The sequence below is a fragment of the Staphylococcus sp. aM genome, assembly GCF_052975125.1.
Map to the genome: position 1 here is coordinate 270,643 of NZ_CP121447.1, position 22,358 is coordinate 293,000.

Annotated in this window: 18 protein-coding genes; 17 read left to right on the forward strand and 1 reads right to left on the reverse strand. The window is 34.0% G+C overall.

Translation table 11 applies throughout. The annotated features are described in order from the left end of the window. The first annotated feature begins 305 nt into the window (after positions 1-305). From P7F85_RS01205 to P7F85_RS01285, 17 genes are all read left to right on the forward strand, one after another. Complete coding sequence (locus tag P7F85_RS01205) at positions 306-1,487, forward strand: hypothetical protein (RefSeq protein ID WP_002465390.1); 1,182 nt, start codon at positions 306-308, stop codon at positions 1,485-1,487. Beyond that, complete coding sequence (locus P7F85_RS01210; RefSeq protein ID WP_002465373.1) at positions 1,487-2,602, forward strand: hypothetical protein; 1,116 nt, start codon at positions 1,487-1,489, stop codon at positions 2,600-2,602. Before P7F85_RS01205 ends, P7F85_RS01210 begins: the two co-directional genes overlap by 1 nt. Before the next feature lie 253 nt (positions 2,603-2,855). Beyond that, on the forward strand, positions 2,856-3,641 hold the full coding sequence (locus P7F85_RS01215; protein WP_002465379.1) for a zinc ribbon domain-containing protein: 786 nt from the start codon (positions 2,856-2,858) through the stop codon (positions 3,639-3,641). Positions 3,642-3,820: 179 nt separating this feature from the next. Further along, complete coding sequence (locus tag P7F85_RS01220; protein WP_015364648.1) at positions 3,821-4,552, forward strand: phosphoadenylyl-sulfate reductase; 732 nt, start codon at positions 3,821-3,823, stop codon at positions 4,550-4,552. A gap of 282 nt (positions 4,553-4,834) precedes the next feature. Further along, positions 4,835-6,685, forward strand: coding sequence for an assimilatory sulfite reductase (NADPH) flavoprotein subunit (locus P7F85_RS01225; RefSeq protein WP_002465368.1), 1,851 nt, complete (start codon positions 4,835-4,837; stop codon positions 6,683-6,685). 18 nt (positions 6,686-6,703) lie between these two features. Next, positions 6,704-8,422 carry an NADPH-dependent assimilatory sulfite reductase hemoprotein subunit gene (locus P7F85_RS01230; protein WP_046464455.1) on the forward strand — a complete coding sequence of 573 codons (1,719 nt, stop codon included), beginning with the start codon at positions 6,704-6,706 and terminating at the stop codon, positions 8,420-8,422. 30 nt (positions 8,423-8,452) lie between these two features. Continuing rightward, positions 8,453-9,220 (forward strand): uroporphyrinogen-III C-methyltransferase, encoded by a 768-nt coding sequence (gene cobA, locus P7F85_RS01235; protein WP_002465384.1) that lies wholly within the window; start codon positions 8,453-8,455, stop codon positions 9,218-9,220. Positions 9,221-9,281: 61 nt separating this feature from the next. Then, entirely contained in the window at positions 9,282-9,899 is a 618-nt protein-coding gene (locus P7F85_RS01240) for an NAD(P)-binding protein (RefSeq protein WP_002465385.1), read from the forward strand. Positions 9,900-9,914: 15 nt separating this feature from the next. After that, on the forward strand, positions 9,915-10,814 hold the full coding sequence (locus tag P7F85_RS01245) for a sulfite exporter TauE/SafE family protein (protein ID WP_002465389.1): 900 nt from the start codon (positions 9,915-9,917) through the stop codon (positions 10,812-10,814). Positions 10,815-10,834: 20 nt separating this feature from the next. Further along, positions 10,835-12,013, forward strand: coding sequence for a sulfate adenylyltransferase (gene sat / locus P7F85_RS01250; RefSeq protein ID WP_002465386.1), 1,179 nt, complete (start codon positions 10,835-10,837; stop codon positions 12,011-12,013). Positions 12,014-12,029: 16 nt separating this feature from the next. Continuing rightward, entirely contained in the window at positions 12,030-12,629 is a 600-nt protein-coding gene (gene cysC, locus P7F85_RS01255) for an adenylyl-sulfate kinase (RefSeq protein WP_002465370.1), read from the forward strand. 174 nt (positions 12,630-12,803) lie between these two features. Beyond that, positions 12,804-14,024: an ArgE/DapE family deacylase gene (locus P7F85_RS01260; RefSeq protein WP_002465376.1), complete on the forward strand. Its 1,221-nt coding sequence runs from the start codon at positions 12,804-12,806 to the stop codon at positions 14,022-14,024. A 358-nt stretch (positions 14,025-14,382) separates the two neighbouring features. Then, complete coding sequence (locus P7F85_RS01265) at positions 14,383-15,132, forward strand: CHAP domain-containing protein (RefSeq protein WP_002465388.1); 750 nt, start codon at positions 14,383-14,385, stop codon at positions 15,130-15,132. Between the two features lie 321 nt (positions 15,133-15,453). Then, entirely contained in the window at positions 15,454-17,298 is a 1,845-nt protein-coding gene (nrdD, locus tag P7F85_RS01270; RefSeq protein ID WP_002465392.1) for an anaerobic ribonucleoside-triphosphate reductase, read from the forward strand. A 2-nt stretch (positions 17,299-17,300) separates the two neighbouring features. Then, positions 17,301-17,864, forward strand: a complete 564-nt coding sequence (gene nrdG, locus P7F85_RS01275) for an anaerobic ribonucleoside-triphosphate reductase activating protein (RefSeq protein ID WP_002465380.1) — start codon at positions 17,301-17,303, stop codon at positions 17,862-17,864. A 451-nt stretch (positions 17,865-18,315) separates the two neighbouring features. After that, positions 18,316-19,608 carry an anaerobic C4-dicarboxylate transporter family protein gene (locus P7F85_RS01280; RefSeq protein ID WP_002465371.1) on the forward strand — a complete coding sequence of 431 codons (1,293 nt, stop codon included), beginning with the start codon at positions 18,316-18,318 and terminating at the stop codon, positions 19,606-19,608. A gap of 373 nt (positions 19,609-19,981) precedes the next feature. Then, positions 19,982-21,604, forward strand: a complete 1,623-nt coding sequence (locus P7F85_RS01285; protein WP_002465378.1) for a BCCT family transporter — start codon at positions 19,982-19,984, stop codon at positions 21,602-21,604. Positions 21,605-21,643: 39 nt separating this feature from the next. On the opposite strand, the gene cudC is transcribed toward P7F85_RS01285, so the two are convergent. Next, on the reverse strand, positions 21,644-22,198 hold the full coding sequence (cudC, locus tag P7F85_RS01290; RefSeq protein ID WP_002465374.1) for a choline uptake/conversion transcriptional regulator CudC: 555 nt from the start codon (positions 22,196-22,198) through the stop codon (positions 21,644-21,646). Between the last annotated feature and the right edge of the window lie 160 nt (positions 22,199-22,358).

The window sequence follows — 22,358 nt, forward strand, 5'->3', positions numbered from 1 at the left end:
GAAAGGAGCAATAATCCGTTCCTTTCAAGGTTTTTTATTTGAGGAATAAACCTATATACACAATTAATTATTTATAAAAAGTAATTATGGATACATGTTATTTGTCAAATATAATCAATATCGTTATTATGGATTGATATTGATTTTTTTATTGAAAAGGTTTGAAATTTCTCTATGAGTCTATAATATAATTTGCGTGCAAATTATTTTGAATATATCGAAGATAGATGACATGATGTGATCCATTGTAAAATTAGAACATTGTATTGCTATTTTAATTATATTAAAGAAAGGAGGTTTCACCGATGTATACAGTAGGATTAGTACCATCACCTGGCGTTGCACATGAACATGTGACGAAGATTATTCCCAAAATCAAGCAATTGCTGACACAAAGGATTAATGATGATAGTCAATGGAACTTTGAAGTTAAAGAGGATTTAATTATTGGTTCTGCCGAAGATGTACATGAGAGTGTTGATAAAGCAGAACAAATCAAAAATGAAAAACATTGGGATTTCGCAATATGTGTCACAGACCTTCCTAGTATTTCTGGCAAAAAGGTTGTCGTTAGTGATTTCAATAATGAAAAGCAAGTTGCAATGTTATCATTACCTTCCTTGGGTGCGATTGATTTAAAAAGAAAGTTAATTAGTAGTATTACTACGATGATTGAACAACTATATTATAACGAACCACTATCAAAGACCAGCACCCATCCATTCATCCATTTAAAATCGGTAGAACCTGAAGAAGACGAATCCCCCAAAAGACGATATATTAATCCATTTATGATTATAGGTTGGATTCAGTTAATTTGTGGTTTAACGCGTGCTAATAAACCATGGAAAAATATTTTTAACTTCAAAAAAATTATTTCTGTTGCCTTTGCTACAGGGACATATGTGTCTATTTTTTCTATGCCGTGGGAGCTTAGTGTCATTTACTCACCGATCAGATTTATTATATTAATGATTATTTCTATTGTTGGTATGGCATGTTGGTTATTATATGCACATAAATTAATCGAAAGAAAAACAGCCAAATCACAAAGAACGTATAGATGGATATACAATGCCACAACAATGTTGACACTGATAGTGATTACGCTAATCAATTATTTCATATTGTATCTATTATTAATTGTGAGTATTACATTGTTTGTGCCAGTAAGTTTATTTAATAGTTGGACCAGTGCACAAGCAGAATTTACGTTTATGAATTACGTCAAATTAATTTGGTTTGTATCATCACTAGGCTTATTAGCGGGAGCAATGGGATCTACAGTAGAAGATGAAGAGAAAATAAGAAAGATTACGTATTCATATCGTCAATACCATCGTTACAAGGAAGCACAAGAAGAAAAAGAAGAACAAGAACAACATGAGCCATCACAACAAGAGGTTGAAAGACAGTCTACTAGTGATGATAGTGATGACGATGAATATGAAGAGAAAAAACAAGATCATAGAGAGGAGGGTTATTAATGTCTGAAAGAAAAGTCATAGGATTAGTTGTAGCACCTGGTGTTACTGAAAAGTTAGCAGAGAATTTAATGGAAGATATACCTGACATTTTATCAGAACAACATGATAATCAAGTCGAATGGGAAATTGATTTAGTTGTTGACCCTCTAACTGGCTATGCGGAGAGAGTAGAAGAAATATTTACAAAGGTTCAAGAGTATCATGATGAACGTAAATGGGATTATGTATTAGCTATTACAGATTTACCGATATTTCACCATAGACGTGTGATGGCACTGGATATCAATATGAGAAATGGTGCAGCAATCTTTTCATACCCTGCGTTTGGTTGGAGACCGGTTAAAAAACGATTTAAAAACGCGATTGTGACAATCATTAATGAAGTTCATCATGCAGAGCAAGACCACCGTAATTATGATAATAATGATCATATCGAACAAAGTGTTAAACAACAGTTCCCACTTTCTAAAATAGACAAGACACATGTGTATTTAGATGACACAGAGTCAAAACATATACGCTATTTATCTAGTTCTAGATCAAGAGGCATGTTCAGATTAGTCAGTGGGATGACATTTGCCAACAATCCATTAAATATGATGGCGAGTTTAAGTAACATTGTTGCCATTGCTTTTACTACTGGTGCCTTTGGTTTAATATTTACAACCATGTGGCAAATGGCTAATAATTTCTCGATGTGGCGGTTATTTGGCATCTCTATTATAGCGATACTAGGTATGTTGCTATGGATTATGATGTCACATGATTTATGGGAGTCCACAAAGCAAAGTAGTAATAAAAGGATTACACTATTATATAATTTAACCACGGTGATGACGTTATTTATTGCAGTTATCATTTATTATATTATCCTGTACTTAATGTTTTTATTTGCAGAATTAGTGCTTTTACCAGCCGATTTCTTAGGCCAACAAATTAGTCTTAAAGGACCAGCCGGCCCTGATTTATATCTAAGTATTCCTTGGTTTGCAGCATCAATTTCAACTGTAGCAGGTGCCATTGGTGCAGGTTTACTTGATGAGGAACTAATCAAAGAAAGTACGTATGGATATCGACAGCGAATTCGATATGAAGATACACATCAAAATCAATAATCTTTAATGATATATCAACCTGGGACAATTGGTACGTCCTAGGTTATTTTTGTATTGAAAATAATAATCTAGTAATTCATAAGCAATTATTCCGAGCCAGTTCCTATTTATTTCCTTAAATATTAAAAAAATCAATTTTAGAAATTGTTTAGAAAAGATAGTCTTTTTATAAAAAGTAATTTAAAATATTGGTTAACAATATTTTTAGAATCTGAAAAATATGAAACAATCATTATGAAGGGAATGATGGAAAATGAAATATTGTCCCAATTGTGGCAATGAAGTAAGACCAGGACAAGCATTTTGTAACAAGTGTGGTAATACATTAAAAAAAGAAATCAAACAAGCGGAACCGTCATCACAAGGAAAACAAGAGACTCAAGCAACTCAATCAAAGCAAACATACCCAGATCGTAATCGATATACCCCTCAACCAAATAAAAAAGATAAGAAACCGATTTGGATTATAATACTTTCAATTATCTTTATTTTATTAATTGGTGCATTACTTTATGGTGCTTACTACTATTACAATAATGTAATTAAAGACAATGATAGTGATAACCAAACTACTGAAACACAAAAGAAATCTAAAGATGATAGTCAGTCAAAAGAGTCATCGTCTAGTGAGGCTAACTCATCAGAGAAAGCACCAACGATTGATGTGTTTAGTAGTAACTTTGATCAAGGGTATATGAAATCTGCATCAACTGAAGGCTATAAAGGCATTTATAAGGATATGACAAGAAAAGAAGTCGAAGCTAAATTTGGTAAATCCTCAGGCAAGGTTGATGGTGGTCAAACATATTATGAAAAATATGGTGATTTAGCGGTACTTTATTCTGGAGATAAAGTAGATCGTGTAGGTGTAGCACCTTCTAATGTGACTGAAGATGAATTTTTAGATCACTACTATGAACCTGACGAACGTAAAAGTGATGAGTTGATTTATGATAGCAACAAAGATAATGACTTCTCAGTTATAGCTCACAGTAAAAAAGGTAAGATTACTTTAATTGAAAATATAGACCAATTATAAAGAGAAGAAACGATCAGTTAATACTGGTCGTTTTTTTATTTAAAATATTAATTTTCTGACAACTTTTATAAAATGGGTTGACTTTAAAATTAAAAAAAGTTAATGTATTAACATATTATTCTGACAATTCAGATAGGTTTTAAAGAGAATGGATAAAAATTGATAGGGGGATGATAGAGATGTCAGTCAAAGCGATGACATACGATAATTTTACGGGCGACCCTTTTATACACTCCCTCAACATTGATAACGACACTAAGGGCGCATATCAAATATTAAAATGGGCATATGATCAATATGAAGATGAATTAGTTTATTCATGTAGTTTTGGTGCAGAAAGTATGGTGCTGATTGATTTAATTTATCAAATCAAACCGAATGCCAAAATTGTCTTTTTGGATACTGACTTGCATTTTCAAGAAACATATAACTTAATTGATGAAGTAAAAACAACATATCCTGAATTACGTATCGAAATGAAGAAACCTGATTTAACATTGGAAGAACAAGCTGATCAATATAATCCTGCGTTATGGAAAAATAATCCTAACCAATGTTGTTATATCAGAAAGATTAAACCACTAGAAGAGGTCTTATCTGGGGCGAAAGCTTGGGTATCAGGACTGAGACGTGCACAATCTCCAACAAGAGCGCATACTAACTTTATTAATAAAGATGAACGGTTTCATTCAATCAAAGTTTGCCCACTAATATACTGGTCAGAAGACGATGTATGGCAATATATCAAACAACATCAATTACCATATAACGAGTTACATGATCATCATTATCCTAGTATAGGTTGTATTCCTTGTACATCACCAGTATTAGACTCTGAAGATTCCAGAGCAGGACGTTGGTCAAATTTTGACAAAACTGAATGCGGATTACATGTTCCTGACAAACCTTAAATAGGGTTAAAATTTTTACGTATAAAACCTAGTATTCCGATAAGGATTGAACAGAGGCTAATGACATCATATTTCGTTTACTCATTTAACAGTTTGGTACATAATTAAAGTAATCGGATCTGGGTGCAAGCGTCATGAATGAAGCTAATAGAATATAAATAGCGCATCGTTAAAATGATGACTGGATTGAACAAGTATGATGAGGTCAAAATCTAGGATAGATGACAGCATACGATACCCAGACTTTCAAAATCTAGGATTGAAGACAAGAGGTGGAAATTAGTGAATATTAACATCACAAATAGTCCTTTCAATGAGGAACAAGCAAAACAACTTAATGAATTACTACCAACTTTAACACCTGAACAAAAGCTTTGGTTAAGTGGTTATTTAACAGCGAGTCAACAAGCTGAGACCAATGAATCAGTGACGTCGAATCAAATAGCACAACAAGACCAACAAACTGAAACAATGCTTGCTGATAAAGAACCTGAAGTTACACCAGAATCTCGTGCCATTACAATTTTATATGGTTCAGAGACAGGAAATGCCCAAAGTTTAGCAGAAATCTTTGAAGAACGTCTTGTAGATATGGGTAACAATGTGACCTTGAAATCTATGGAAGACATTAAACCTAAAGATATTAAAAAAGTTGAAGATTTATTTATAATCACATCGACACATGGCGAAGGTGATCCACCTGATAATGCTATTGAATTACATGAATACTTACATGGGCGTAAAGCACCGAAACTAGAAGGTGTGAGATTTTCAGTACTTGCTTTAGGTGATCAATCATACGAATATTTCTGTCAAGCTGGTAAAGATTTCGACTTTAAATTAGCCGAATTAGGCGCTGAGCGATTATATGACCGTGTAGATTGTGATATCGATTACGAAGAAGATGCCGAAAAATGGATGGCCAACGTCATTAATGCTATAGGCTCCAAACCCAAAGATACTGATAGTGAGCAAGTTGTAAGCGAATCGATTAAATCAGCAAAGGAGCGTAAATATTCTAAATCCAATCCATATGAAGCAGAAGTATTAGAAAACATTAATTTAAATGGTAGAGGATCTAATAAAGAAACAAGACATGTTGAATTACTATTAGATAATTTTGGAGAGGAATACGAACCAGGCGATTGTATTGTGGTATTACCACAAAATGATCCATCTATTGTTGAATTATTAATCAGCACATTAGGATGGGATTATGAAGAACAAGTGCTTATCAATGAAGATGGCGATACATTAAACCTTGAAGAGGCATTAACATCGCATTTTGAAATTACTAAACTAACGAAACCATTATTAGAGAATGCATCAGCACTATTTGATAACGATGAATTAAAAGGAAAAGTTCAAGATAAAGAATGGGTTCAAAATTATATTGAAGGACGAGACCTTATCGATTTATTAAACGATTTTAATACGACTGAACTTCAACCCGATAACCTATATCAACTATTGAGAAAGTTACCACCTAGAGAATATTCTATTTCAAGTAGTTATAAAGCAACGCCTGATGAAGTACATATTACAGTTGGTGCGGTAAGATACCATTCTCATGGTCGAGATCGAACAGGTGTCTGCTCAGTTCAATTTGCAGAACGTGTGCAACCCGGCGATACGGTACCGATTTATTTAAAACGTAATCCAAACTTTAAATTTCCACAAGAAAGCGAAGTACCTGTCATCATGATTGGACCTGGTACAGGCGTCGCACCTTTCAGAAGTTATATGCAGGAAAGAGAAGAATTAGGATTTAAAGGAAATACTTGGTTGTTCTTCGGTGAACAACATTTCACAACCGATTTTCTTTATCAAACAGATTGGCAAGAATGGTTAGACAATGGTTATTTATCGAAACTAGATGTTGCGTTTTCTAGAGATACTGAGCATAAAGTGTATGTGCAACACCGTATATTAGAAAATAGTAAACAGTTTAATGAATGGATACAAAATGGAGCAGCTATCTTCGTATGTGGGGACGAAAAGCAAATGGCTAAAGATGTACACCAAACGATTAAGGAAGTATTGATGAATGAACAAAGTTTATCCGAAGAAGATGCTGAAGCGTATCTTAAGCAGATGAAGAGAGAGAAAAGATATCAAAGAGACGTCTATTAACGGGAAAGGGTGTCAAACATGGTTAAATCAAATCAAAAACTGTCAGATGAATTAGATGATCATTTAGATCAAATGGAATATTTGAAGGCAGATAGCCAGTATTTGAGAGGTACCATCGAACAAGGATTAGCTAATCCTATCACTGGTGCGATTTCTCAAGATGATGCGAAGTTATTAAAGTTTCATGGTAGTTATATGCAAGATGATAGAGATTTAAGAGATGAACGACGTAAACAGAAATTAGAACCTGCTTATAGTTTTATGATTCGTGTACGTGTACCAGGTGGCAAAGCTACGCCAGAACAATGGATAGCCATGGATGATATTTCGAATCAATATGCTAACCAGACCATCAAATTGACAACGCGTCAAGCATTCCAATTTCATGGTATTTTAAAACGAAATTTAAAACAATCTATGAAAGATATTAATCAATCTGTACTTGATTCGATAGCAGCCTGTGGAGACGTTAACCGAAATACAATGTGTAACCCCAATCCATATCAATCTAAAGTACATGCCGAAGTAAATGATTATGCTACAGCTATCAGTAATCATTTACTTCCTAGTACTGGAGCATATCACGAAATATGGTTAGACGGTGAAAAAGTATTAGATTCAAGTGAAGAATCAGAACCCATTTATGGAAGTACCTATTTACCTCGTAAGTTTAAAATTGGTATTGCAGTACCACCGTCTAATGATATTGACGTTTATTCTCAAGACATTGGTTTGATTGCCATCATTGAGCAAGGTGAATTAATTGGCTTTAACATTACTATTGGTGGTGGTATGGGTATGACGCATGGTAATAAAGAGACATACCCGCAGTTAGGTCGATTAATTGGTTTCATTCCTAAAGACAAAGCAGTTGATGTGTGTGAAAAACTATTAACGATTCAACGAGATTATGGTAATAGAGAAAATCGTAAAAATGCACGTTTTAAATATACAGTTGATCGTTTAGGTGAAACTTGGGTGACTGAAGAGCTAAATCGACGCTTAGGTTGGGAGATTGAACCTGCAAAAGATTATGAGTTTGACCATAATGGCGATCGTCTTGGATGGATAGAGGGTGAGAATAACTGGAACTATACGCTATTTATTCAAAACGGACGTGTAAAAGATACTGAAGATTATCAACTTAAAACAGCACTTCGTGAAATTGCAGAGACACATACTGGAGATTTCAGGTTGTCACCTAATCAAAATTTGGTCATTGCTAACATTTCTCCAGAAAAGAAAAACGACATACAACAAATTATAGATAAATATCAACTTACAGATGGTACTTATTATACTGGATTAAGACGTAATTCAATGGCTTGTGTAGCATTTCCAACATGCGGTCTTGCTATGGCAGAATCAGAACGTTATTTACCTTCACTCATTTCAAAAATTGAAAATTTACTTGATGAAGCGGGGGTTCAAGAAGAAGACATTACGATTCGAATGACAGGATGCCCAAATGGGTGTGCTCGCCCAGCCTTAGCAGAAATCGCATTTATTGGTAAAGCGCCAGGAAAATACAATATGTATTTAGGTGGTGGATTTAAAGGAGAAAGACTCAATAAATTATATAAAGAAAATATTGATGAAAACGAAATTTTACAAACGTTAAGACCGCTACTCATACAGTACGGAAAAGAAAAATTACCGGATGAACATTTTGGTGATTTTATGATACGCACTGGGGTGGTAGCAAAAGTGAATGATGGAAGAGATTTCCATAATTAAAAGAAAAATGGCGTTAGGGGTTGAGTATCTATGGGCAAAGTTTATTTAGTAGGTGCAGGACCTGGAGATCCAGAATTATTAACGATCAAAGGGCTTAGAGCAATTAAAGAAGCAGATGTCATTTTGTATGACAGGTTAATTAATAAAGACATATTAGACTATGCTGAGCCAAACACTAAGTTTTTCTATTGTGGCAAGGACCCATACAGACATTCGTTACCTCAAGAAGAAACAAATCGTATGATGATACAGTTGGCTAAAAAAGGACATACAGTCACACGGTTAAAAGGTGGAGATCCATTTGTATTTGGTCGTGGCGGAGAAGAAGCGGAGCAATTGGCGACACATCATATTCCATTTGAAATTGTTCCGGGAATTACATCAGGGATAGCGGCACCAGCATATGCAGGTATCCCAGTAACACATCGAGATTATAGTTCATCTGTAGCGTTTATCACTGCTGTAAATAAACCTGGTATGGATAAGGAAGCGTATTGGCAACATTTAGCGCAAGGCCCTGAAACCTTATGTATTTATATGGGCGTCAAACGATTACCGGAGATTTGTGAATTACTAGTGAAATTTGGTAAGAATCCTCAAACACCAGTGGCACTTGTACATATGGGTACAGCTACATCACAACATACAGTAACGGGTACATTGCAAGATATCACAAATAAGGCAAAGGAAATTACTAATCCGGCGATGATTATAGTTGGAGACGTTGTGAATATGAGAGAAAAAATCAGTTGGTTTGAAGAACAAGCATTTAAAGAAAATGTCAACTTGGCTAAGTAAGATACACTTAATTATTAGAATATTAAAATAATTATTTTGGATAGGAAAGGTGACGAGGCACATGCAAATGCCAATCATGATTAATTTATCACAAATGAATGTTGTGGTTATCGGAGGTGGTCGAATAGCCACACGACGTGTCGAATTGCTACTTGAGTATGCTAGCCACATTCGCGTAGTAAGCCCTCATATAACAGAATATTTAAATGGGCTTATCCAACAACAACAGGTAACATGGCATCAAAAAGAATTTGACCCCTCAGATGTGGCAAATGCAGACTTAGTCATTGCTGCTACAAATAATGACCAAGTGAATGATGAGATTAAACATCACCTAGGGCCACATACATTATTTAATCATGTAGGTAATGCAAAAGAGGGTAATATCACATTTCCTAATCAACTTAGAAGAGGCAAACTCACAATAAGTGTATCAACAGATGGAGCAAGTCCTAAACTAGCTAAGCAAATCATACAAAATTTGGCACAAACTTATGATGAATCTTATGAAGACTACATTGACTTTTTATATGAATCTAGACAACTTATTAAAGAAAAGGCACTCACATCATCTGAAAAGCAAAGCTTACTTCAAGATATTTTAACTGAAAAATATAAACATCCCAACGCACAGCAGTCTTTTATAAACTGGTTGAAAACACTGGATTCATCCAGATAGGGGGCAAGGTGAAATATGCGGAAATTATTTATTTTTGCGCTAGCAGGCTTTTTAGCACAATTAGTAGATGGATCACTTGGAATGGGGTTTGGGGCGTCATCATCCTCCATTCTATTAACCTTTGGCGTGGCACCCGCTATTGTCTCAGCTACAGTTCATTTTTCAGAAATAGCGACTACCGCAGCATCAGGGACCTCACATTGGAAGTTTGAAAATGTCCATTATCCAACGATGTTGAAATTAGCTATTCCAGGTGCTATCAGTGCATTTTTAGGTGCAGCAGTATTAACAAGCATTAATGCTAATGCAATTAAGCCACTGATTGCTTTATTTCTATTGTCGATGGGCGTTTATATATTATATCAATTTATATTTAAGCATATGAACGATGAACATCATTATTCAGGTCAATTTGGCCGGATAAGAATGGTGACACAAGGTGCTATCGCAGGTTTTTTAGATGCTATAGGCGGTGGCGGATGGGGACCTGTTAATACACCGTTACTTTTATCTAGTAAAAAGATGGAACCACGATACGTGATTGGTACAGTCTCAGCAAGCGAGTTTTTCGTTACACTATCAGCGTCGTTAAGTTTTATCATTTTCTTAGGTATGACACATATCAATTGGTTAGCTGTAATAGCACTTAGTGCAGGTGGACTGATTGCAGCACCTATTTCCGCATATCTAGTTAAAATCTTACCGATTAATATTTTAGCAATATGTGTTGGGGGATTAATTATTTTTACTAATAGTAATGCATTGCTTAGTTACTTTGTTAAGGATGAGGTGCTATCTAACATTGTGAGAGTCATCATTATCGTTGTTGTTTTAAGTCTACTTGTTATCCAGGTCATTAGAAATAGAATGCTAAGTTTTTCTTACAAGAAAAACCGAGTAAACAAATATAATTAATTGGAAAAGGGGATTTAAATATGTCAGAGCATAAAACATTTACAAATGATACTATTCGCCCACATGGTGGAACATTGGTCAATCGTATTGTAGAAGGTACAGAAAGAGAACAACTGATTGAAAATGCGAAGTCTTTACATTCAATTATATTAAATCAATGGAGCTTATCGGATCTAGAATTAATAGGCATTGGTGGGTTCAGTCCATTAACTGGTTTTATGAATCAAGCTGATTATGAAAGTGTCGTAGAACATGTTCATCTAAAAAATGGTCATGTTTGGAGTGTGCCAATTACATTGCCAGTAAGTCAAACAGAGGCTAACAATTTAGAGATTGGCGAACAGGTAGCACTATATGGAGAAGATGGTACATTGTATGGTGTGTTAGATTTAGAAGAAAAATATACTTATGATAAAGAAAAGGAAGCACAACATGTTTATGGTACAACAGATAATGCACATCCAGGGGTGAAAAAGGTTTACGAAAAAGGTGAGTATTACTTAGCGGGGCCAATACAATTGATTAATCGTCCACAACATGATGCATTTGTAGATTACCATCTTGACCCATTAGAAACGAGACAGCTATTTAATAAAGTGAATTGGAAGACTGTTGTAGGATTTCAAACTAGAAACCCAGTTCATCGTGCCCATGAATATATTCAGAAATCAGCATTAGAAATTGTAGATGGATTACTATTAAATCCATTAGTAGGTGAAACTAAATCTGATGATATTCCAGCAGAGGTAAGAATGGAAAGTTATCAAGCCATACTTAAAAACTATTTCCCAGAAAATCGAGCACGTTTAGTCATTTATCCGGCTGCGATGAGATATGCAGGTCCAAGAGAAGCCATTTTACATGCGCTAGTAAGACAAAACTATGGTTGCACACACTTTATTGTTGGTAGAGACCATGCAGGTGTTGGTGACTATTATGGCACTTATGAAGCACAGGAATTTATTTCTCAATTTGAAAATGAATTAGATATACAAATTTTAAAATTTGAGCATGCCTTTTACTGTGAGGCATGTGGCAATATGGCTACAGCTAAAACTTGTCCACACGATGCTTCGAATCATTTACATTTAAGTGGTACAAAAGTAAGAGAAAAATTACGCAACGGAGAATCATTACCAGAAAAATTTTCAAGACCAGAAGTGGCAAATGTGCTGATCAAAGGATTAAAAGAGAAATGACAAAGGGTGATGTTAAATGAGTGAAACAAAACATATTACATGGCACGAATCTGAAGTCACAAAAGCACAACGACAAACGCGTAATGGTCATCAAAGTGTATTAATTTGGTTTACTGGTTTATCAGGATCAGGTAAATCTACGGTATCGGTTGCTTTAGAAAAGGCATTATTTGAAGATGGCAAACAAACGTATCGTTTAGATGGAGATAATGTCAGACACGGTTTAAATAAAAATTTGGGATTTTCTCCTGAAGATAGACAAGAGAATATTCGACGCATCGGTGAAGTAGGTAAGCTAATGGTAGATTCAGGTGCAATTACAGTTACAGCTTTTATATCACCGTACAAACAAGATAGGGATAATGTTAGACAATTATTTGAGGAACAAGAATTTATCGAAGTTTATACAGAATGCAGTATTGAGACTTGTGAGCAACGTGATCCTAAAGGCTTATATAAGAAGGCACGTACAGGTGAAATACCTGAATTCACAGGTATTAGTGCGCCATATGAACCACCAGAAGAACCAGAAATCATCATTAATACTGAAGATAATAGTGTTGAGTCATCGGTTAATCAAATATTAAGCTATTTAAAAGAACATCGTTATATTTAAAAATACGAGGTAAAGCGTGTAATGGAACTGATTCATTTTCATACACGCTTTATTTTTTGGAAATAAGATAGTTATCAATATGAATTAAAAATTAAATTAATGTTTGAACATCTACTGATTGTGAAATAATAAATAAGAAATAAGTAATTATACACATAAAATGAAGGTGATAACATGAGTGTCTTTTCTAAAGAGGATAAAATTCAAATATTGTCAGATATGGTTGAGATAAATACTGAAAATGATAATGAACTTGAAGTATGTAAATATCTTAAATCATTATTGAGCAAATATGATATAGACTCTAAGATTCAGGAAGTTGACGATAATCGAGCGAATTTAATTGCCGAAATTGGTGAAGGGTCACCGAAACTAGGTATCTCAGGGCATATGGATGTTGTTGATGCTGGGGATCATAATGAATGGAAGCATGATCCATTTAAATTAACAGAAGAAGATGGTAAATTGTACGGTCGAGGTACGACTGATATGAAGGGCGGTTTAGCAGCATTAGTTATTGCTATGATTGAAATTAAAGCGTCAGGTCATCTACAACAAGGTTCAATTAGATTAATGGCTACTACAGCAGAAGAAAGAGAAATGTCAGGGGCAGAGAAACTTAAAGAACAAGGCTATGTTGATGATTTAGATGGTTTAATTATTGCCGAACCGTCAGATGGCTTTGTATTTTACGCCTCAAAAGGCTCCATGGGATTAAAAGTAACATCTAAAGGCGTGCCCGCACATAGCTCATTACCATCACTGGGACATAATGCGATTAATACCCTCATTGAATTTATTCAAAAAATTAAAGAAAAGTATGATGACATCAAGAAAAACGAAGGTACATATGCACTTGATGTGCACCCATTTATTGATGAATTCTTTGGCGACCAAGTTGACGATAAGACGGAAGAAAAAGTTGAAGACGTAGCTGCAGGACTTGTTATTGTGAATTCGATTATACGAGGTGGAGAACAATTTAATACTGTTCCGGAAGAAGCGTATGCTGAATTTAATGTGAGAACCGTACCAGAATATGATAATCGAGCGATTGAAAAATTATTTAAAGATACGATAGAAGAAGTTGATAGTGACAGACTTTCTTTAGAAGTAACTGTCGATCATCAAACAGTATATTCTCAAAAAGATAGCACGTTAGTACAAAGCTTTTTAGATTATAATAATGAATTTAAAGTATCTGGTTTAGTTGGGGCGACTGATGCAGCAGAATTATTAGTAGATAAAGATGAAGACTTTGATTTAGCTATTATTGGCCCAGGTCATATGACTATGGCACACAAAACAGATGAATATGTTTATAAATCAAGATATTTAGACTATACAGATATGTATCAACAAGTAATGTTGAATTATTTAAACAAAACCAAATAAAACCAAATGAAATGGACTAAGATTATTGCGTGGATAATGCAATAATCTTAGTTTTTTTATGTAGAAAATTGTCAGATAAATTACATACATAGTAATAATTGTTATTAACAAAATGATTAAGTTGCGTAGCTATCCTTTTGAAAGCCATTACAACCGTAATCCAACAATTTTACAAAAAATGTTGGATTATTATGATTCATTTACAAAATCTTAACATCGCCCACAAAAGCTTGTTTGTTTGTTAGAGTGTGTCTTGTCGTTAATTAACGAAGAAGAAACTTATATGTTTATAGAAAATTGAAGGTAGCCACGAGATAGTAAACAAAAAAGCTTTATCATTCTTAGGAGGATATTTAAAATGAAAAAAATCGCTACAGCTACAATTGCAACAGCAGGTTTCGCAACATTTGGTTTAATGCAACATGATGCAGATGCAGCAGAAAACAATAACGGATATAATCCTAACGATCCTTATTCATATGAATACACATATACAATTGACCAACAAGGTAACTACCACTATGATTGGAAAGGTAATTGGAGTCCTAACCAACAACAAGGTAATAACAATAGTTATTCATATGGTAACCAAACTACTCAAAACTACAATTCAAATAATGCTACAAACAATAATCAAAATACACAATCTTATACTACTGATAATACAAATAATCAAGGTGGCGGATTAGGTGCTGATTATTCAACATCAGATAAAAATATCAAAGTGACTACACAAAACGCGCCATCTTCAAATAATTCAACTGCATTTTCTGGACAATCAAGCTCTGGTTCAAATGCGTATACTGCTGGTCAATGTACTTATTATGTATATGACAAAGTTGGCGGCAAAATCGGTTCTAATTGGGGTAACGCAAGTAACTGGGCAAACGCTGCAGCACAAGATGGTTATAATGTAAGTAATTCACCTAAACAAGGTGCAATTATGCAAACATCACAAGGTGCATTTGGTCACGTTGCATATGTTGAAAATGTAAATAGTGATGGTTCAATCAAAGTTTCAGAAATGAACTATAATGGTGGACCAGGTAACGTTTCAACACGTACTATTTCAGCTAGCCAAGCTGGTTCATACAACTACATTTCATAATGATTTATATTCAAATAAGAACTCGAAATAATATTAAATATTATTTTGAGTTCTTTTTTTGTTTTGGATTAAATTTTGAATGGGTGTGACATATTTGTCAGGGTTGTGATTAAATTCGTGCCTCCATGGGAGTTTATTATTATTTGACATCATTCAATTTTCAAAACAATGATTTCAAAAATTGAATGATTATTTTTATAGTTGTTCATGAATTAGTAATAAACTTATGACAGTTTAGTTAAGTCATCGATTATACATTGTAATACTATATATTGTGTTTTAAATTTTAAATAAACACTATATATAGAAAAGAGTGGTAAGATGAATCAACTAGAACAATCATTAACTGGTTTGATTGAGAAGGATCCAACTATCGTAAATGAGAATGCTAATAAAGATAGCAATACCTTTTCGACTATGCGTGATTTAACGGCAGGTATTGTTTCAAAATCATATGCTTTAAATTATTTATTGCCTAAACATATTGCTGAGGCGCATCAAAATGGTGATATTCACTTTCATGATTTAGATTATCACCCATTTCAACCATTAACAAATTGTTGTTTAATTGATGCAAAAAGCATGCTGAAAAATGGCTTTGAAATAGGTAATGCCAATGTTACATCTCCAAAATCAATTCAGACAGCATCAGCACAACTTGTACAAATTATTGCGAACGTCTCTAGTAGTCAATACGGTGGATGTACAGTGGATCGTGTAGATGAATTATTGAGTGAGTATGCACAATATAATGAGCGACATCATCGTGAAATAGCACAAGTTTATGTTAAAGATGAACAGATTGAAACATATGTAGAGCAACAAGTGACTAAAGATATTAATGACGCCATTGAAAGTTTGGAGTATGAGATTAATACACTGTATACCTCTAATGGTCAAACACCATTTGTCACATTAGGATTTGGCTTAGGAACAGATACATTAAGTCGTAAAATACAGCAGGCGATATTGAAAACGAGAATTAAAGGATTAGGTAAAGATCGTGTCACAGCCATTTTTCCTAAGTTAGTATTTTCTATTAAAGATGGTATTAATTTGAAAAAAGAAGATCCGAATTATGATATCAAGCAACTTGCATTAGAATGTTCAACAAAACGCATGTATCCTGATATATTAAATTACGATAAAATTGTAGAATTATTAGGCGATTTTAAAGCACCGATGGGATGTCGATCGTTTTTACCAAGTTGGCGTAATGAACAAGGTGAATTTGAGAATAATGGACGTTGTAATTTAGGTGTTGTAACTTTAAATTTACCAAGAATTGCGCTTGAATCAAAAGGTGACATGACAACGTTTTGGAAAATTTTTTATAACAAAATGTCGTTAATGCACGATGCTTTAGTATATAGAATAGAGCGATTAAAAGAAGCGACAGTAAATAATGCACCAATCTTATATAAAAGCGGTGCATTTAAAAATAAACTCGATGATCACGAAGATGTAATGGCGCTATTTAAGAATAAAAGAGCTACGATTTCCATGGGATACATCGGATTATATGAAACTGCTACAGTATTTTATGGACCTAATTGGGAACATAATGACGAAGCCAAAGCATTTACAATTGAAATATTAAAAGAAATGCAGCGTCTACAAAAACAATGGACAAATCAATATGACATTTGGTTTAGCATATACAGTACGCCTAGTGAATCATTGACCGATCGTTTTTGTCGGTTAGATCAAGAACGATTTGGAGATATTCAAGATATTACAAGTAAAGGCTATTACCAAAATTCATTTCATTATGATGTAAGAAAAGATATTACGCCGTTTGAAAAATTAGATTTTGAAAAAGATTATCCATATTATGCGAGTGGTGGTTTTATCCACTATTGTGAGTACCCTAAATTGAATCATAATATTAAAGCGCTAGAAGCGGTATGGGATTATGCTTATGATAAGGTAGGGTATTTAGGTACCAATATTCCAATAGATCATTGTTATGAATGTGGATTTGATGGAGATTTTAAATCAACACCACACGGCTATCAATGTCCACAATGTGGTAATGATAACCCTGAAACGGTTGATGTTGTTAAACGGACATGCGGTTATTTAGGTAATCCAGTTCAACGTCCAGTTATTGAAGGACGTCATAAAGAAATGTGTGCGCGTGTGAAGCATATGAAGGAATCTTGACAATGAATCCTATATTAGAAATAGAACATGGACAGGGATATATAGCTAAGATTGAAACACATAGCTTTGTAGATGGTGAGGGTGTACGATGTAGTGTGTATGTTTCAGGATGTCCATTCCAATGTCTGGATTGCTATAACAAAGCGGCGCAACATTTTAAGTATGGTGAACCATTTACAGAGAAAATATTACAAGAGATTATCTCATATTGTGAACAGAGTTATATTAGTGGTTTAAGTATTTTAGGAGGCGAGCCCTTTTGTAACTTAGACGTGACATTGAAACTTGTACAAGCATTTCGACAAAGATTTGGACAGACCAAAACAATATGGGTGTGGACTGGATTCCAATTTGAATATCTTTCACAAGATAAGGGATTACGTTTTGAATTATTAGAATCTGTGGATGTGTTAGTTGATGGTATGTTTATCACGCAGTTATATCGTCCTAATCTACCTTACAAAGGGTCATTAAATCAAAGAGTGATTGATGTATCCACATCTTTACAACGACAACAATTGAGTGAATACATTTGCAGTGGCCCATCAACGAGTAATAGCTTTTAATCATGTTATAACTCGTTATAAAAGGGAAATGTAATACTAAGAGCAAAGATTCAATATAGAGAAGGTGAGACAATATGTGGTTATTAATAGGTAAATGGATGATTGCCATTGGTCTTATCGTAGGATCCATTATTGAAGAAACGATTTATAAAAAACGACGCCAAACACGTAAAACACAACAATAATAGTAAGATAATGAATCGAATGAGCAATCACTACAACGTGTAGTGTTGCTCATTTATTTTTAATATTAATCTAATTTGTAATTGTTAACATTTGTTGACGATGTCTAAATACTAGATATATCAGCTTTAAACGCTCATTTATATTGATAAAATAATACATTTGATTTTGTAATCAAATATGAAAATATATACTTATCACATGTTTAAGTGATAAAATATCAATGTTACTAAAAATTAACATCACAAGAGAGTTAGGAGTCCCTAAATTGCTACTGTTTATAATAGAAATTATGATTATGATTTTAGCTGTGTTATTAGGATTAAGAACAGCCGGTGCACTTGGCTGCGGCATATTTGCTATTGTAGCGCAACTCATTATGATTTTTGGTTTTCAAATACCACCGGGTTCTGCACCTGTCACAGCAGTGTTAATTATTCTATCAATAGGAATCGCAGGTGGTACGTTGCAAGCTACTGGCGGTATAGACTACCTTGTATATATCGCATCTAAAATCATCGAGAGATTCCCAAAATCAATTATTTTTATTGCACCAATGATTGTGTTTGTATTTGTCTTTGGCATTGGTACTGCTAATATTGCTTTATCATTAGAACCTATTATTGCTAAGACAGCTCAAAAAGCAAACATACAACCTAAAAAAGCACTTACTGCATCAGTACTTACTGCGAATTTAGCACTTTTATGTAGTCCGGCTGCGTCAGCGACAGCTTATATCATATCGGTGTTAGCTGGTTACGATATTTCTATGGGAAAATATTTAAGTATTGTATTACCAACTGCGATGATGAGTATGCTTTTATTAAGTGTATTCTGCACATTTGTTGGAAAAAATAATCCCATACCATCACAAAAGTTAGTCGAACTACCAGAAGAGACATTACCTAGTGAATTTTCAAAAAATGTAAAATTCGGTGTATTAGCATTCTTAATATGTGTATTAGGCATATTAACATTTGGGATATTCCCTCATTTAATGCCATCATTTAATGTAAATGGCAAAACTGTCAATGTAGAAATGACAGATATTGTTCAATTCTTTATGTATTTAAGTGCTGCCATTAATCTATTATTATCAAAAATTAATACGTCAGATATTTTAACGTCACATATTTCTCAATCAGCATTTGGCGCATTGTTTGCAGTATTAGGTCCTGGTTGGTTAGGCGCTACTATTTTTAACGCACCTAATAATTTGAAAATATTAAAGAATGATATTGGCCAAGCTATTAGTAGTGTACCTTGGCTAGTGATCGTTCTCGTATCAGTAGTAGCGATGATTGTGATTTCTCAAACAGCGACTGCATCAATTATGGTGCCAATTGTTATGAGTCTAGGCATTCCGCCCATATATTTTGTCGCCATGGTTCAGACGCTTAACGTTAACTTTGTGATTCCAGCACAACCTACTTTATTATTTGCAGTTGAATTGGACGAAACAGGAAGAACAAGGCCTACGAGTTTTATTATTCCGGGATTCTTTGTCATAATCACCTCAGTTGTAATTGGTTTTACATTAAAATTATTATTAGGATACTAACAAGTAATGAAATCAACTATCTTTCACGAATTAAGTGGGAGATAGTTTTTTTGTTGTAATTAAGCAAAATTAATGAAAAAAAGTAAAATAAATAAAAATTCTGTTTCAATGCATAAAAATTCATATATTTAATGAAGTTAAGTTTGTTTAATTCGTTAAATCTAAATTTAATACTGTTGTCACAACAATCAATTGTGAAAGAATAATCGTCAGAAATTATATAATTATTCAATAATGGGTTTGTATTTCTTTGTATGTAATTTGCATTATTATTAAATGTTCGTTATTGTCAATTTTGTGAATCAATTATATTTGAACGTGGAACTTAAGAACATCAAGATTCATAAATCATTTAGTATTAGGGGGATCACGATTGAGAAAAGAAAAAGTTATGGACTGGACGACCTTTATAGGTGTAGTCATAGTGTTACTTTTAGCTGTTATACCTATGATGGTTTTCCCGAAAGCAAGTGAGACAATTATTACAGATATCAATAGTGCAATTTCTAACTCGATTGGTTCTGTTTATTTATTCTTAGGATTAGCTATTTTTTGTTTCGTTTTATACATAGCATTTGGTAAATACGGTAATGTTACTCTAGGTAGAGCGAGTGACAAGCCGGAATTTAACACATTTACTTGGGCAGCCATGTTATTCTGTGCAGGTATTGGTTCAGATATTCTATATTGGGGTGTAATTGAGTGGGCATTCTATTATCAAGTGCCACCTAATGGCGCTAAAAGTATGTCCGATGAAGCACTACAGTATGCGACGCAATACGGAATGTTCCACTGGGGTCCGATTGCATGGGCGATTTATGTATTGCCAGCATTACCAATTGGTTATTTAGTGTTCGTTAAAAAACAACCTATATATAAAATTAGCCAAGCGTGTAGGCCTATATTAAAAGGACAAACAGATAAGTTTGTAGGTAAACTTGTTGATATCTTATTTATCTTTGGATTATTAGGTGGTGCGGCAACATCACTTGCCTTAGGTGTACCTTTAATATCAGCAGGTATTGAAAGACTTACAGGTTTAAATGGTGAGAATATGGTTATGCGTTCAATCATTTTGTTAACTATCACAGTTATATTCGCCATTAGTTCATATACAGGATTGAAAAAAGGTATTCAAAAGTTGAGTGACGTCAATGTATGGTTATCATTCATCTTATTAGCCTTTGTCTTCATTATTGGACCAACTGTATTTATTATGGAAACTACAGTGACTGGTTTAGGGAACATGATGCGAGATTTCTTCCATATGGCAACTTGGGTTGAGCCATTTGGTGGTATAGGTCACCGTAAAGAGACACATTTCCCACAAGATTGGACGATATTCTATTGGTCATGGTGGCTAGTTTATGCACCATTTATCGGTTTATTTATTGCTCGAATTTCAAAAGGTAGAACTTTAAAAGAAGTCGTTCTTGGTACGATGATATATGGTACGTTAGGTTGTGCATTATTCTTTGGTATATTCGGTAACTATGCCGTTTATTTACAAATTTCTGGTCAATTTAATGTGGTTGATTTCTTAAATCATCACAGTACAGAGGCTACTATCATTGAGGTAATGCATCATTTACCATTCCCAACTATAACGATTGTCCTATTCTTAATTTCAGCATTCTTATTCTTAGCGACAACATTTGATTCTGGTTCTTATATTTTAGCGGCTGCTTCTCAAAAGAAAGTGATTGGGGAGCCATTAAGAGCGAACAGATTATTCTGGGCATTTGCGTTATGTTTACTACCATTCTCACTCATGTTAGTAGGTGGAGAACGAGCACTGGATGTACTTAAGACTGCATCGATACTTGCGAGTGTACCATTAATCGTCATATTCATATTTATGATGGTCTCATTCTTGATTACCTTAGGACGAGATCGAATCAAATTGGAAACACGTGCTGAGAAATTAAAAGAGGTTGAAAGACGTTCACTTCGAATTGTTCAAGTGAAAGAAGAAGAACAAGATGATAATTTATAACATATTAAAAAGGCTAAAGGATTGATATCCTTTAGCCTTTTACTTATCTTCGTGTTCTGGAATAGGGAAGTACTTAAAGATTTCTCCTGTTTCTAAAGCTTCGCTAAGTTGTGCTAACCATTCGTAATACACCTTTGAATGATCGAGTTGAGCTTTCACTTTATCAATATCTTGTCGTTCTTCATCAGTTAAATCATTGTTATTTAAGATAGGGTTAATAATAGCTTCAGCATCTTTGACTGCTTCCATATTTGTATCGATTTCTCGTTCCCATTTCTTAGTGAAAAAATTGCGGAAGAAAGTAAAGAAGTCTTTTTCAGCAATGAAATGTTGTTTTCTGCTACCTCTTGTAAATTGTTGTTTAACAATATCATATTCTTGTAGTTTCTTTACACCTGCACTCATGCTAGGTTTACTCATTTGCAGTTGTTGTCTCATTTCATCTAGTGTCATGCTTCCCTCAAACACCATGATGCCGTATAAGTTACCAACACTACGATTAATGCCATACAAATCCATTGTTTCGCCAATGGAATTAATTACCAAGTCTTTGGCTTCTTCGACTTGAGATGTGTAGTTTTCTGAACGTGTCATGACTGTACCTCCAAAAAGAATTATTTCATTTTACCACGTCTCAACATAAAGTTAACATGATTTCATCTTTTATATGCTAATCAATTATATAATTTTATTTAAAAAGATGAAAAGCAAGGTTTTAGAAAAATATTAGGTGAAAATATTTTGCTTTATCTCG